The following is a 14,279-nucleotide window of genomic DNA, read 5'->3' as shown; positions in this document are numbered from 1 at the left end:
CGGCGCACCTTCCCCATGCCCACCCTGCTGGCCGGCGATATCGGCGGCACCAAAACCCTGCTGGCCACCTATGCCGTGCGCGAGGGCCAGCTGGTGCGACAACGCTCGGCCCGCTACACCTCGGCCGCCTGGGGTGATTTCAGCGCCATGGTGCGCCACTTTCTGACGGAAGGCTCTGGTGCAGGCGGCGGCGGTGGCCAAGGCGGAGGCCAAGGCGGTGGTCAAGGCGATGGGGCCCGGCCCCACCAGGCCTGTTTCGCGGTGGCGGGGCCCGTGCAGAACGGCCAGGTACAGCTCACCAACCTCCCCTGGCATCTCGATGCCGGCGCCCTGGCCAAAACCTGCGATTTCGAAGCCGTGGAACTGGTGAATGATTTCGCCGTGCTGATCCATGGCCTGCCACACCTCTCGGCCGCGCAGCAACAGCCCCTGCGGGGCAATGCAGCGCCACCGCCCCCCGCCAGCGCCATGCACGGGCCGGTTGCCGTGCTCGGGGCCGGCACCGGCCTGGGGGTGGCGATCGGTGTGCCCGGCCCGCACGGTCCGATCGCCTTGGCCAGCGAAGCGGCCCATGCCGCCTTTGCGCCGCGCCAGGAGCAGGAATGGCGCCTGCGCCAGTGGCTGCTCAACGAGCTGGAGCTGGAGCGTGTCTCGATCGAACGGGTGGTGAGCGGCACCGGGCTTGGCCATGTGGCGCGCTGGATGCTGCGGGAGCGCGATCCGGGCGGCAGCCACCAGCTGCGCGCACCCGCCGAGGCCTGGTGGGAGGCGGAACGGCAGGGGGAGGCGGAGCGGCCGGATCTGCCGGCCCTGGTGGCCCAGGCGGCCCAGGCCGGGGATGCCCTCGCCGCTGCGGCGCTTGATCTCTGGCTGGGCGCCTACGGCAGCGTCGCCGGCGATCTGGCCCTGCAGACGCTCTGCAGCGGCGGCCTGTGGGTGGGCGGCGGCACGGCCGCCAAGCTGCTCCCCCAGCTGCGTTCCCCCACCTTCCTGGCGGCCTTTGGGGCGAAGGGGCGGCTCTCGCCGGTGCTGAAGACCATCCCCCTGCGGGCGTTGGTGGATCCGGAGGCTGGCCTGTTCAGCGCCGCCTGCCGCGCCTGCGCCTTGATGGGCTGAGGGCAGGGGTGGAACGGGCGGCCCTGCGACGGCGCCCTGGCATGGCTGGCTTGTATCGGCTGGCTGGCGTCGGCTGGCTTGTATCGGCGCGCACCAGCAAATGGGACACTGAAACCCATCAAGATCAGTAGGACAGGAAGCAGCGCATGGTCAGGCCCCGCATCGGGCAGGGAGTGGCGGTGGATGTTCCCGCCACCACCGCCAATCTGGGGCCGGGGTTCGATTGTCTCGGCGCCGCCCTCGAGCTCAACAACCACTTCAGGCTCACCTGCATCGAAGGGGATGGAGAGCGCTTTGAGCTGCTGATCGAGGGCAGCGAGGGCGCCCATCTGCGCGGTGGCCCCGACAACCTCATGTACCGCTCGGCCCAGCGGGTCTGGAAGGAGGCGGGCGAAGAGCCGGTGGCGCTCGAAGCCCGCGTGCGGCTGGCGGTGCCGCCGGCGCGGGGACTGGGCAGCAGCGCCACGGCGATCGTGGCCGGCCTGCTTGGCGCCAATGCGCTGGTGGGAGAGCCGCTCAGCCGCGAGAAGCTGCTGGAGCTGGCGATCGATATCGAGGGCCACCCCGACAACGTGGTGCCCTCCCTGTTAGGTGGCCTCTGCATGACCGCCAAGGCCGCCTCACACCGCTGGCGCGTGGTGCGCTGCGAATGGCATGAGGCGGTGAAAGCCGTGGTGGCGATCCCGGGAATCCGGCTGTCCACCAGTGAGGCGCGCCGGGCCATGCCGCGGGTGGTGCCGATCCCCGATGCGGTGGTGAACCTCGGCTCGCTCACGCTGCTGCTGCAGGGCCTGCGCACCGGCAATGGCGACCTGATCGCCGATGGCATGCACGACCGTCTGCATGAGCCCTACCGCTGGGGCCTGATCCAGGGCGGCCGGCAGGTGCGTGAGGCGGCGCTGAACGCGGGCGCCTGGGGGTGTGTGATCAGCGGCGCCGGGCCCACCCTGCTGGCGCTCAGCAACCGGGAGCAGGCGCCAGCAGTGGGCCGCGCCATGACCCAGGCCTGGGAACGGGAAGGGGTGGCCTCCCGCTTTCAGGTGCTGAATCTGCAATTGGGCGGCAGCCGCTGGGGGCCGCTGCCCGACCGCAGCTGAGCCCGGGGCTTCGCCACAATCCCCATCGCCGAGAGCGCGGCCTCTCTCGCCAGCGGCGATAGCGGGCCTTCTGAGTACAACTACTCAGTGCCGTTCTTGCAACTGATAAATTCTCCAGGTTGAACCGCCCCACCGGCGGACCGAACGTTCCCCTCGCAGGCTGAAATGGACGCCAATCTGCCCCTGACGGCCGCGTCCTCTCTCCCTGCTGACTTTCCCTGGCTCACGCTGATCGCCCTGATTCCGGCGGCGGGAGCCCTGTTGATGCCCCTGGTGCCGGGCGATGGCACCGATCCCCGTGCGCCCCGCACCATCGCCTTCGGCGTGCTGCTGGTGGACCTGCTGCTGATCCTGTGGGTGTTCAGCCAGCGCTTCGACAGCAGCCTCAGCAGCCTGCAGCTGGTGGAGCGGGTGCCCTGGCTGCCCGCCCTCGGCCTGGAATGGTCGCTGGCCGCCGATGGCCTCTCCGCCCCGCTGGTGGTGCTCAGCGGCCTGGTCACCCTGCTGGCGGTGGCCGCCAGCTGGAACCTCAACCGCAAATGCCAGCTCTACTTCGGCCTGCTGCTGCTGCAGGCCTCAGCACAATCGCTGGTGTTCCTCTCGCAGGATTTCCTGCTCTTCTTCCTGGCCTGGGAACTGGAGCTGGTGCCGGTGTACCTGTTGATCGCCATCTGGGGCGGTGCACAGCGCCAATACGCCGCCACCAAGTTCATCCTCTACACGGCCACTGCATCTTTGCTGATCCTGATCAGCGGCCTGGCCCTGGCCCTCGGCGGCGACAGCTTCACCCTCAACCTGCAGGAGCTCAGTGAGCGCTCCTATGGCGGCAGCTTCGCCCTGCTCTGTTACCTCGGCTTCCTGATCGGCTTCGGCGTGAAGTTGCCGATGTTCCCCCTGCACACCTGGTTGCCCGACGCCCACGGCGAAGCCAATGCGCCGGTATCGATGCTGCTGGCCGGGGTGCTGCTCAAGATGGGCGGCTATGCGCTGCTGCGCTTCAACGTGCAGATGCTTCCCGACGCCCACCTGCGTCTGGCGCCGGCGTTGATCGTGCTGGGCATCGTCAACATCGTGTACGGCGCGCTCAACGCCTTCGGCCAGGACAACGTGAAACGGCGAATCGCCTGCAGTTCGGTGAGCCACATGGGCTTCGTGCTGCTCGGCATCGGTGCGATCGACACCCTCGGCCTGAGCGGAGCGATGCTGCAGATGATCAGCCACGGGCTGATCGCGGCCTCGATGTTCTTTGTCACCGGTGTGTTCTACGAGCGCACCAAAACCCTCTCGATCCCCAACATGGGCGGCCTGGCCAAGGTGCTGCCGATCACCTTCGCCTTCTTCCTGGCCAGTTCGCTCGCCTCGTTGGCGCTGCCAGGCATGAGCGGCTTCATCAGCGAAATCACCGTGTTCCTGGGTGTCACCAGCAACGACAGCTTCACGATCGGCTTCCGCGTGATCGCCGTCCTGCTGGCCGCCGTCGGCCTGGTGCTGACCCCCGTGTATCTGCTGTCGATGAGCCGGCGTGTGTTCTTCGGCCCCAGGATTCCGGCCCTGGCCGTGGTGGGTGACATGAAACCCCGCGAACTGGTGATCGGCCTGGTGCTGCTGGTGCCCACGCTGGCGATCGGCTTCTGGCCCCGCCTGGCCATCGATCTCTACGGTGCCAGCACCAACGCCCTGGCCGAGAAGCTCAGTGCCCACGCCCAGTTGGCCCTTGGCCGGCTTCCCGTCCTGGGTTGAGCCGCCGCAGCCTGCAGCGCTGGGGTGAAATGGGACCACAACAACCCCAAGCCCCCCGGCGATGCCCCCCACCCTCGAAGCTCCTGTGGCCCTGCTGGCCGGCGAGGGCCTGCCCGATTACGCAGCGATCACCCCTGAGCAGGTCACCGCGCACATGCCCGGCCTGCTCGCTGAGCTCGATCAGCAGCTCAACCACCTGGAAGCCAGCCTCACAGCAGCTCTTGAGGCTGGCGATCCGCTGAGCTGGCCGCAGGTGATGGGGCCGCTGCAACGGCTGGGCGAACGCCTGCGCTGGAGCTGGGGGGTGGTGAGCCACCTCAACGGCGTCTGCAACGGGCCGGAGCTGCGCACCGCCCACGCCGGCCAGCAGGCGGCAGTCGTGGCCTTCGGCAGCCGCGTCGGCCAGAGCCGGGTGCTCTACCGGGCACTGGAAAGCCTGCAAGCCAGCGACAGCCTCGATGGCACCCAGCAGCGCATTCTTGCCGCCGAACGGCGCGACATGGAGCTGCGCGGCGTGGGGCTCGATGGCGACGCCCAGGCCGCCTTCAACGCCACCACCCAGGAGCTGGCCGACCTCACCACCCGCTTCGGCAACCAGCTGCTCGATGCCACCAACAGCTGGAGCCTGCTGCTCACCGAAGCGGCCGAGGTGGAAGGGCTGCCCGAGAGCCTGCGCGGGCAGCTGGCCCAGGCGGCCCGCCAGGCCGGTCATCCCGAGGCCAGCGCCGCCACAGGCCCCTGGTTGCTGGGTCTCGACATGCCCCGCTACGCCCCGTTTCTCAAATACAGCCAGCGCCGTGATCTACGCGAGCGGCTCTACAAAGCCCATGTGAGCCGGGCCTCCGGCGAGGAGGGCGGCAACGGGCCATTGATCGAGCGGATTCTCACCCTGAGGCGCGAGCAGGCCCAGCGCCTGGGCTACGCCCATTGGGCCGATGTGAGCCTGGCCGCCAAGATGGCCGGCTCGGTGGAGGAGGTGGAGCAGCTGCTGGAGGATCTGCGCGCCGCCGCCCATCCCGTGGCCGTTCAGGAACTGGCCGAGCTGCGCGCCTGCGCCGCCCAAGCCGGCGCTCCCGAAGCCGAGCAGCTGCGTGCCTGGGATGTGAGCTTCTGGGCGGAGGTGCGCCGGCAAGAGGCCTTTGCCCTCGACAGCGAGGCGCTGCGCCCCTGGTTTCCGCTGCCGCGTGTGCTGGATGGGCTGTTCGGGCTCTGCAACCGGCTGTTCGGCATCCGCATCAGCGCCGCCGATGGCACCGCCCCCGTGTGGCACCCCGATGTGCGCTACTTCCGCGTCGATGACGCCGGCAGCGGCGAGCCGATCGCGGCGTTCTACCTCGACCCCTACAGCCGGCCCGGCAGCAAGCGGGGCGGCGCCTGGATGGATGAATGCCTGGTGCGCAGCGTGGCGGACGACGGCCAGCCGGTGCTGCCGGTGGCCTACCTGATCTGCAACCAGAGCCCGCCGGTGGGGGACATCCCCAGCCTGATGACCTTTGAGGAAGTGGAGACCCTCTTCCATGAGTTCGGGCACGGCCTGCAGCACATGCTCACCACGGTGGAGCGGCCCCAGGCGGCAGGCATCAACAACGTGGAGTGGGACGCCGTTGAGCTGCCCAGCCAGTTCATGGAGAACTGGTGCTACGACCGCGCCACCCTGCTGGGCATGGCCCGCCACTGGCAGAGCGGCGAGCCGCTGGCCGAAGCGGAGTTCGCCAAGCTGCAGGCGGCCCGCACCTTCATGACCGGTGCCGCCACCCTGCGCCAGGTGCACCTGGCGCTCACCGACCTGCGCCTGCACAGCCAGTGGAGCCCGGAGGGCGGCCGCTCCCCGGAGGCGCTGCGCCGTGAGCTCGCCGCCACCACCACCGTGATCGCGCCGATCCCGGAAGATGCGCTGCTCTGCTCCTTCGGCCACATCTTCGCCGGCGGCTACGCGGCCGGCTACTACTCCTACAAGTGGGCTGAGGTGCTCAGCGCCGATGCCTTCAGCGCGTTTGAAGATGTGGGCCTCGACAACGAGGACGCCATCCAGGCCACCGGGCGCCGCTTCCGCGCCACGGTGCTGGGGCTGGGGGGCAGCCGCCATCCGGCCGAGGTGTTCGAGGCCTTCCGCGGTCGGCAGCCCTCGCCGGAGGCGCTGATCCGGCACTCGGGCCTGGTACCGGCGGCCTGAGCCTGCCCTGTTCAGGGGGCCAGCAGCGCCTGCCGCAGCGCTTCGAGCGAGCGCGGGTCGCTGAGGATGTGCTGGTGCAGGGTGGGCGGCAGCGCCGTGGAAGGGCCCACTGGCAGCACGCCGCGCCAGGCCGGCACCACCACCTGATCCCGGGGCGAGTAGTAGCTCTGGCAGTCCACCTGATCGAGGCCGCTGAGATCGCCGTTGAGCTCGCGCACCAGCGGGCTGCCCAGCTTCAACTCGGCGATGCCTCCCACCAGCCAGGAGGGCCACGGCTGGGCGGCGAGCGTGCCCTGCTGCGGGCTGCCGACGCTGATGAAGCGCCGCGTGCGCCGGTGGCCACCCTGCAGCTGGATCCAGGTGCGCCCGATCACCCCACCCATCGAGAAGCCAAACAGGTCGATCGGCTGATCCGGGCCGAAGGCCGCCTCGATCGCTGCGCCGAGGCGCTCGGCCAGCGGCCGCATGCGGGTGGCCCCGAGCCGGTGGGGCAGGTGGGGTATCAGCAGTGGATCACGGGCGCCAGCCAGCTGGCGGGTCAGCCGTTCAAATAACCGCGGGGTGTCCCAGAGGCCGTGGACGAGAACAAGGGGGGGAAGCGCCGTCATCGGGCCATCCTGATGGCCGGGGGGTTCAGCGGACGCTGGAAGAACCTGAAGCTGCCGCTGCAGCAGCCAGCGCAGCAGGCTGGGTGAGCCGCTCCAGGTGGCGCCAGCGTTCCACCGCCACGGTGCCGCGGAAGCCAGGCACCGGGGCCCGGCACTTGCGCAGCTCCAGCCGCTGCGGCACCGGACCGTACAAGCGCTCGATCAGATCCAGCACCTGCTCCGCGAAGGCCTCCAGCGTGAGGCAGCACAGCTCCCGGGCCAGCCGCTGCAGGGCCTGGATCGCCACGCCGTAATCAAGGCTGAGATCCAGGGCATCGCCGCGCCCCGCCGGCGCCAGCGGCCACCAAAGTGTGAGATCCAGCTCGAACCACTGGCCCAGCAGGCGTTCGCGCTCCAGCACACCCACATGGGCCCAGAGCCGCAGGCCACGCACGTGGATGGCATCGGCGCCGAAGCCGGCAGGGTGGCCGGGCGGGGTCGGGGCGACAGTCACAGGGGGAGGGGGCGGTGCAGGAAGCGCTGATCCCCGCGGGCGTAGTCGGCCACGATCTGGCCGTGGCCGCGCAGGCGGTAGCGGTAGGTGATCAGGCCCTCCAGCCCCACCGGCCCGCGCGGGGGCAGGGTCTGGGTGCTGATGCCCACCTCGGCGCCCAGGCCATAACGGAAGCCGTCGGCAAAGCGGGTGGAGCAATTGGCGAACACCCCGGCGCTGTCGACGGCGCCCAGGAACTGCTCGGCTGTGGCCGGATTGGCGGTGCAGATGGCCTCAGTGTGGCGGGAGCCGTAGCGGGCGATGTGGGCCAGCGCCGCCTCCAGATCGTCGACCAGCTTCACCGCCAGAACCAGATCGGAGTACTCCGTCCCCCAATCCTCTTCACTGGCGGGGAGCGGCACGCCGAGCGCGCAGGCACCGGCATCGCCTCGCAGCTCCACCCCCGCCGCCGCAAAAGCCGCCACAGCAAGCGGCAGAAAATCGGCCGCGATGGCGCGGTGCACCAGCAGGGTTTCGATCGCGTTGCAGGCGGCGGGGTATTGAAGCTTGGAATCCAAGGCCACCTTCAACGCCTCCCCGCCATCGGCCTCCGCGTCCACGTAGAGGTGGCAGATGCCGTCGGCGTGGCCCAGGACCGGCAGGCGGGTGTTGTCCTGGATGAAGCGCACCAGGGCGTTGGAGCCGCGCGGAATGATCAGATCCACCAGGCCATCAAGCTTCAGCAGGGCGAGGCTCTCCTCACGGGTCGTGAGCAGATCGAGCACCTGCGGCGACACCGCACTGGCGGCCAGGCCCTGCTGCAGGGCCGCATGGATGGCGGCGCAACTGCGGCGGGCTTCGCGGCCCCCTTTGAGCAGGGCGCCATTGCCGGAGCGCACCGCCAGCGCAGCGATCTGCACCAACGCGTCCGGGCGCGCTTCAAAGATCACCCCCACCACCCCGAGCGGCACCGTGATCCGCTCCAACACCAGGCCCTGGTCGAGCTCCGTGTGTAGCTGACGCTGGCCGAGCGGATCGCTCAAGGCCGCCACCTGGCGCACCCCCGCCACGGCCGCCGCCAGCTTCGGGCCATCCAGCACCAGCCGGGCCGCCAGCGCCGCCGGCAGGCCATCGGCCTCTGCCGCCTGGCGATCGGCCGCATTGGCGGCGAGGATTTCCTCAGATGCCTGCTCCAGCGCCACCGCCATCGCCTCCAGTGCCGCCTGGCGCTCGGCATCACTGGTCTGGGCGAGCTGGCCCGCTGCTTGCCGCACCGCCAGGGCGCGCTGCAGCAGTTCAGGCGAGGGATCGGGCACGGGGCTGGTCATGGCCCCATCCTCTCAATCGGTGGGGGGCAGGGGGGCGAAGCGCTCAAAGGCCAGCCAGGCCGCCCCGAGCCGCCCGGCCCCATTGCCGAGGGCACAGCGGCGCAGGCTCAGCCCCTGGCGGCTTTCGGGCATCACCCGTTGCTCCACCTCCCGCCAGACCGCCGGCAGGAAGTGGTCGCTGGCGCCGCTGAGGCCACCGCCGAGCAGCACCAGCTCGGGCGTAAGTACATAGAGCAGGGAGCTGAGGCCCGTGCCCAGCAACTGGCCGTAGCGGTCCCACACCGCCAGGGCCTCGGCCTCGCCCGCATCGGCGCGGCGGCAGAGCTCGCGGGGGTCCAGCAACGACAGGCGCCGCAGGCCGTTGATGCTGCAGAACTGCTCCAGCGAGCCCCGGTTGCCGCTCTGGCAGTCGGGGCCCTGCGGATCCACTCCGATCAGCCCAGGCTCCGCCGCCGCCCCGTGGGGCCCGGTGAACAGCTGGCCGCCCAGCAGCACGCCGCCGCCCACGCCGGTGCCCAGTGTCAGCAGCAGCACGTTCTGCTCCCCTCGCGCCGCGCCGCGCCAGGCTTCGCCCAGCAGGGCGCCGTTGCCATCGTTGGCCAGCACCACAGGCCGATCGAGGCGGGCCTCCAGCCAGTCGGCCAGGGGCACCCGGCGCCAGCCCGGCAGGTTGATGGCGATGCGGGCGAGGCGTCCGGCCGCATCGATCGGGCCGGGCACGCCCACACCCACCACGGCCGCCTGCCGCTCGGGGTCGAGTTGCTCGATCGCCTCGGCGATCGCCATGCACACCGCGCCAGGCACCGGCGGCTGGGGGGTGGGCAGCTCCAATTCCGCCAGGGCCTGCCCGTTGCGGGCGACGCGGGCCAGCTTGATGGCGGTGCCACCGAGATCCACCCCGATGGCCTGGTCTGCCGCGGAGGGCGGCCCGAGCGAAGAGAGCTGGGGTGCCGTGAAGCCCAGGCTGAGGGTGGAGGCCTCAAGGGCGGTGGCAGCCATGGCGGGCGTTGGGGCCTGGGATGGGGCGTCGGCCACGGACACGGCGATCAGAACCGGAAGAAGAATTGCAGCTGGGTCTGCCAGCGGCCTTCCGCATCCACCGATCCCTGCACGCCGTAGGTATCACTGGCCTGGTAGCGCAGGGTGAATTGCGGAGGGATGTCGCTCCGGTTCGGCGCTGCGAGGATGGACAGATTGATGCGATCGCTGAGATCCAGGCCGAAATCGGTCGCAAGCACCAGCTGGGAGGGCACCCGCCCGTTGCTGCTGTTGGGGTTCTGGCTCTCGGTGGGCACCACATAGGTGGGATAGATCGCGAAGCTCACCCGCTGGCCGAGGGCATCGGTGAGCGTGCTCACCAGGGGCGACAGCAACGACTGGCCCAGCACCGTGACCAACGCCGCGCCCGCATTGCCGCCGGTGAGGCCCGCCAATGAATTACCGCCGATCAACGCCACCAACCGCTCCTGCGAGAGCGGCGGATTGCTGCGCAGCTCCAGCGATTCGCCGATCCGGTCGGCTGGACCGCTGATCTTCATCACCACCCGCACCAGGTTGAGCTGGTCGAGGGGCGTGAAGCCACCGCGCAGGTCCTGGTCGCTCACGAAGCCCGGGCTGCGGCCCACCTCCAGGCTGTTCGAGACCCGCGTGCGCAGGGCAATGTCGAGGAAGGGCACCAACCCGAGCGAAGGGGTGAACACCGCCACGTTGGGCGCATCGGGATCGAGCGTGAAGGTGGTGGTGAACAGCGTGAGCCGGCCGCCCTTGAGGCGCACCACGCCACGGGCCTGCAGGTTGCTGTCGACCGGGCCGTTGAAGGTGAGCAGGCCTGCGGTGCGGAAGGTGGCCACCGGGGGCATCACCACCTCCAGATCTGGGCCGAGGTTCAGGCGCAGGTCATCAAGGTTGAAATAGGAAAGGTCGGGGAACGAGCTGCGCAGCGCCTCCTCCGCCCCCGTGTCCACACCTGCCCCCAACAGCACCAGGGGCTGCTGGAAATCCCAGTTGGATTCCATCAGGCTCTGCACCGTGACCGGCTTGACGGCCACGGTTTTGCCCGCGCCGCCCTCGATCTGCTCCGATTGGGCCAGCTCACCGGGCTGCACATTGAGCTTGCCGCGACTGATCGTCACCTCCCCGCCCACCAGCGGCTGCAGCAAAGTGCCGGCAACCGTGAGCGAGGCGTCGGTCTGGGCGGTGAGGCGCGGCACACTCAGGCGGGCAGCGGTGAGGTCCACCTGCAGCAGCTTCGCCTCAGCCAGCGGGGTGAACAGCCGCAGGTTGCCGGCCGCCTTGATCGCCCCCTTCTCGCCCACCTGGGCGCTGAACTCCTGCACCAACAGTTGTTCGAAGTCGAACAGCACGGTGGCCTCAAGTTTCGTGACCTCCTGACCGGCCAGCAACAGCTCGCCGCCCCGGAAACGCAGGAAGCCGTTGGCGGAGGGGTCATCGAGACTGCCGCGCACGAGCAGCTCCAGATCGGCGCTGCCCTTGCGCCACAGCAACTGCTCGCCGCCCAGAGCCGTGAGGAAGCGCAGGCCATCGCCGCGGCTGGACAGCCGCATGCGCAGGCCCTCATTGGCGGGATCGAGCGGCACCCGCGCACTCAGATCCACGCTGTCGGCAGCATTGTCACCGCGCAGGGAGGCCTGGGCCGAGACGGCCGCCTCATCGAGGCTGACCTGGGCGTTCTCCAGGACCAGCGGCATGCCGTTAAGCGAACCGTCGCGCAGGGCCAGCTCGGCAGCGAACTGAGGATCCGGTGCGGATCCCGCCCCGCTGGGGTCCCCGATCCGGAAACGTCCCTTCAGATCAAGCGTGCCGCGCAGGCCGTTGGGCACCGGTGTGATCAGCGCCAGCAGCCCCAGCGACAGGCCTTCGAGCGCGAACTGGCCGCGGCCCGGCCCGAGCGGTCCCTGCAACCGCACCACGAAGGGCTCCAGCTGCAGGGCCTGGTCGCGGTCGTCTCCTTTCAGCCACAGGTGGCCTTTGGCATTGAGGGTCAGCCTGAGGGCGGCGAGGCTGGGCCCGGTGAGGTTGCCGTCGAGGTCCACCAGGCCGCGCAAAAGATCAGCGCGGAACTTCGGCCTCGGCGCCACACCGGCCTGGGCAGAGGTCTCCAGGCGGGCGCGGGCCGTAGCAAGAGCCGCCAGCTGATCGGCGAGGGTGCCGCCGAGCGTGTCGATCGCCAGCTCGCCCAGATCGCTGGCGCGGCCCTGGGGTGGACCCGCCACACCGCCGGTGCGGGCCCGGAGCTGCAGCACCTGCTCAAAGAAGGCACTTGTGAGCGAGCGGCCCTCGAAGGCGAGCTGGAGCGGGCCGCCGCTGCTGCCGGAGGCCTGCAGGCTGAGCTGGCCGCCGCTGATGGGGTCAACCTGGCCGCGGAGCCGGTAGCGGCCCTGGCGGAGATCACCGTCGGCCACCAGCTCGCGGGCGAGCAGCCCCAGCAGCGCCGGGCGCTCCACCCGCACCCGGCCGTTCATCGTGAGCGGCGACAGGCCTACCACCCCCTGGCCACTCAGCAGTCCCTGCAGCGGCTCGCGGCGGCCGCCCGCGGTGGTCTGCAGTTGCAGGCCGGTGAGGGGCAGGCCTGTGGCCTGCCAGCGGTATTGATCACGGCTGCCGCTGAGCGCGAGTGTGCCCCCCTGCCGCTGCAGGGTCACCTGGCGCGGCAACCAGGAGGCATCAAGGCTGGCGGTGAGCGTGCCGGGAAGGGCGGTGCAACTGGAGCGCATGTTCAACGTGCTGCCGCTGCCGGCGGGCACCAGCTGCCCGGTCCAGCGTTCACGTAATTGCAGGGGGCCGCTGCCCAGATCCGCCACCTCCAGGCGCAGGTCGGGCCGCAGGGCCGCCAGCGGGCCGCGCAGGCTGCCACGGGCCCCCAGCGTGCCGAACAGGCGCACTCCCACCAGCGGACTGAGGCGCTGCAGGGGGTAAGCGGGCAGGTCGAGCAACAGATCGAGGTCGCCGGCCACCAGGCCGCGACGGTTCTGCCAGCGCAGCGGCAGGCGCCCCTGGGCGGTCAAGCCGGGTGCCGTCAGGTCGTCAAGACGCAGCAGCCCGTCCCTCCAGCCCAGCTGCGCGGTGGTGGCCCCCAGCACGGGCCGGCCCTCCACGTTCACACCGGCCGGTGCCCGCACCACGGCCGTGAGCGTGTCGGGCATGGCAGGGGCGGCGTCCGGCCTGGGTGTGGCGGAACGGGCCTGCAGATCGAAGTTCAGCAGCGGGAGGCCCTGGCGGGCCAGCGAGGCCTGCAGGCGCGGCGCCAGCAGCGTTCCCGACGACTCCAACGCCAGCGCCACCGGCTGCTGACGGCCCAGCAGCGAACCCAACCAGGGAGCGGCGCTCCACAGGCTGGGATGCAGCGATCCCGATTGGCTGCGCACCGCCAGCCGGGGCCAGAGCGCTCCGCCGGCCACCAGCTGGGAGCGGCCGGAGGTCAGCTGCAGGCGCCGCAGCTCCACCGCCAGGGCGCGGCGCCGGTCGATGGCCAGATCGGCGCTGAGCGCCAGCGGAGGCGGACTGCTGGGGGTGCCCTTGCCGAGCGGCACCCGGGCGGTGAGCGTCAAGCTGGGTTGAAGCCAGGGGCCTTGCATCAGCACCTGCAGGCGATCGCCACGCTGGGGGTCTTCAGCGGCAGCGTTGAGATCGAAGGCACGGCCCGGCACCAGGGAACCACCGGCACTGCCACGCCAGTTGGCCATGCTCCAGCCCATGGGGCCCAGAGTGATCTGATCGTCGCGGCAGCGCAGCTGGGCGTTGTTGGCCTGCCAGGGGGCGGGCAGCTGGGGATCCTGCAACTGCAGCCCGCTCAGGCGCAGGCTGCCGCCACAGCGGAAGCGGTTGGCGTTCTGCGGCAGGGAGAGCGACAGGCGGCCATCGGCGCGGCCGCTGAACCGGCGTGCTCCGGCAACCCCTGGTCGCGCAAAGCCGCTGCCCGCCGGCAACAGACCGGCCAGGGGCTCGAGCTGCACCTGCCGCAGCCGCAGCGCCAGTTCAAGCTCGCTGCGCTCCCATTGGAAACGGCCTCTAGCGCGGATGCGGCCCGCAGGAACGCCGCTGGACGCTGGCCGCCTAGCGGAGGCTTCCGGCTCCGGGCCGCGCGGCGGCCGTTGCCATGCCGTGAGGCGCCAATTCACCAGGCGCTCCTGCAGGTTCACCGCCACCGCACCCCGCAGCCGCAGGTTGAGCCCCGCCGGAGAAATCGTGACCGGCGTGGAATCGGCCAGGCGCACCTTCAGATTCAGCCGCGGCGGCTCCTCGCCGGCGACGGTGCCGCCGAACACCCAGTACTCGCCGGCGGCATTGCGCACCAGATCCAGCCGGGCGCCCTTCACGGTGAGCTGCAGGGTCGGGGTCCAGGCCTGCAGGCTGGCCAGCGGATCGAACCCCACCGTGAGGGAGCGCACCTTCAGACTGGAGTTGTCGTTCGGGCCGGGGCGGAAGCGGCTGGCGCCGATCGCCAGGCCCCAAGGGCGCAACCCGAGATAGGGGCCGAGTTCAAGGGGATGGCCAAGCGCCAGGCTCAGCTGGCGTTCCAGCTGCGGGCGGGAGCGGTCGTAAAGGGTGCGGCCCAGGTGATCGGCGCCGAACCAGCCCGTGGCCACCAGGCCTGCGCCCAGCAGCGCGGCCACCACCAATGGCCCTGCCGCGGTCCCTGCTTTCCGCTCAGCGTCGTCCCCCATCGGCTCGCTGCTGTCACCGCCTGAGGTGGCCGCAATATATAAGTTGAATCCCCTGCCGCCC

9 protein-coding genes are annotated in these 14,279 nt (G+C 70.6%); 4 read left to right on the top strand and 5 right to left on the bottom strand.

Features of this window, described 5'->3' with window-relative positions; all coding sequences use genetic code 11:
- Positions 1-15 precede the first annotated feature (15 nt).
- The 4 genes from KBY97_RS02520 to KBY97_RS02505 all read left to right on the top strand — a co-directional run bounded on the left by KBY97_RS02520 (position 16) and on the right by KBY97_RS02505 (position 6,126).
- A complete protein-coding gene (locus tag KBY97_RS02520; protein WP_255145113.1) occupies positions 16-1,116 on the top strand; it encodes a glucokinase in 1,101 nt (366 codons plus the stop codon).
- Between the two features lie 146 nt (positions 1,117-1,262).
- Complete coding sequence (thrB, locus tag KBY97_RS02515) at positions 1,263-2,213, top strand: homoserine kinase (protein WP_255145112.1); 951 nt, start codon at positions 1,263-1,265, stop codon at positions 2,211-2,213.
- A 165-nt stretch (positions 2,214-2,378) separates the two neighbouring features.
- A complete protein-coding gene (locus KBY97_RS02510; RefSeq protein WP_255145111.1) occupies positions 2,379-3,953 on the top strand; it encodes an NAD(P)H-quinone oxidoreductase subunit 4 in 1,575 nt (524 codons plus the stop codon).
- Between the two features lie 61 nt (positions 3,954-4,014).
- The gene (locus KBY97_RS02505; protein WP_255145110.1) at positions 4,015-6,126 is read left to right on the top strand and encodes a M3 family metallopeptidase; all 2,112 of its coding nucleotides are present in this window, start codon (positions 4,015-4,017) and stop codon (positions 6,124-6,126) included.
- A gap of 11 nt (positions 6,127-6,137) precedes the next feature.
- Here KBY97_RS02505 and KBY97_RS02500 read toward each other — a convergent pair whose 3' ends face one another.
- Genes KBY97_RS02500 through KBY97_RS02480 form a run of 5 tightly spaced genes read right to left on the bottom strand, consistent with a single transcriptional unit; the run spans position 6,138 to position 14,218 of the window.
- Positions 6,138-6,734, bottom strand: a complete 597-nt coding sequence (locus KBY97_RS02500) for a triacylglycerol lipase (protein WP_255145109.1) — start codon at positions 6,732-6,734, stop codon at positions 6,138-6,140.
- 25 nt (positions 6,735-6,759) lie between these two features.
- The gene (locus KBY97_RS02495) at positions 6,760-7,227 is read right to left on the bottom strand and encodes a dihydroneopterin aldolase (protein WP_255145108.1); all 468 of its coding nucleotides are present in this window, start codon (positions 7,225-7,227) and stop codon (positions 6,760-6,762) included.
- Positions 7,224-8,534 (bottom strand): glutamate-5-semialdehyde dehydrogenase, encoded by a 1,311-nt coding sequence (locus tag KBY97_RS02490; protein ID WP_255145107.1) that lies wholly within the window; start codon positions 8,532-8,534, stop codon positions 7,224-7,226. Before KBY97_RS02490 ends, KBY97_RS02495 begins: the two co-directional genes overlap by 4 nt.
- Before the next feature lie 12 nt (positions 8,535-8,546).
- Positions 8,547-9,533 (bottom strand): ROK family protein, encoded by a 987-nt coding sequence (locus tag KBY97_RS02485; protein WP_255145106.1) that lies wholly within the window; start codon positions 9,531-9,533, stop codon positions 8,547-8,549.
- Between the two features lie 47 nt (positions 9,534-9,580).
- Positions 9,581-14,218 carry a translocation/assembly module TamB domain-containing protein gene (locus KBY97_RS02480; RefSeq protein ID WP_255145105.1) on the bottom strand — a complete coding sequence of 1,546 codons (4,638 nt, stop codon included), beginning with the start codon at positions 14,216-14,218 and terminating at the stop codon, positions 9,581-9,583.
- Between the last annotated feature and the right edge of the window lie 61 nt (positions 14,219-14,279).

The organism is Synechococcus sp. ATX 2A4 (genome assembly GCF_024346375.1).
Lineage (GTDB): Bacteria > Cyanobacteriota > Cyanobacteriia > PCC-6307 > Cyanobiaceae > MW101C3.
Note: the sequence above shows the minus strand (reverse complement) of the source record. Positions and strands in the feature narration are given on the sequence as shown.

Coding starts and splice junctions, on each gene's coding strand:
- KBY97_RS02520 (WP_255145113.1), top strand. CDS start 16: ATGCCCACCCTGCTGGCCGGCGATATCGGCGGCACCAAAACCCTGCTG.
- thrB (WP_255145112.1), top strand. CDS start 1,263: ATGGTCAGGCCCCGCATCGGGCAGGGAGTGGCGGTGGATGTTCCCGCC.
- KBY97_RS02510 (WP_255145111.1), top strand. CDS start 2,379: ATGGACGCCAATCTGCCCCTGACGGCCGCGTCCTCTCTCCCTGCTGAC.
- KBY97_RS02505 (WP_255145110.1), top strand. CDS start 4,015: ATGCCCCCCACCCTCGAAGCTCCTGTGGCCCTGCTGGCCGGCGAGGGC.
- KBY97_RS02500 (WP_255145109.1), bottom strand. CDS start 6,734: ATGACGGCGCTTCCCCCCCTTGTTCTCGTCCACGGCCTCTGGGACACC.
- KBY97_RS02490 (WP_255145107.1), bottom strand. CDS start 8,534: ATGACCAGCCCCGTGCCCGATCCCTCGCCTGAACTGCTGCAGCGCGCC.
- KBY97_RS02485 (WP_255145106.1), bottom strand. CDS start 9,533: ATGGCTGCCACCGCCCTTGAGGCCTCCACCCTCAGCCTGGGCTTCACG.
- KBY97_RS02480 (WP_255145105.1), bottom strand. CDS start 14,218: ATGGGGGACGACGCTGAGCGGAAAGCAGGGACCGCGGCAGGGCCATTG.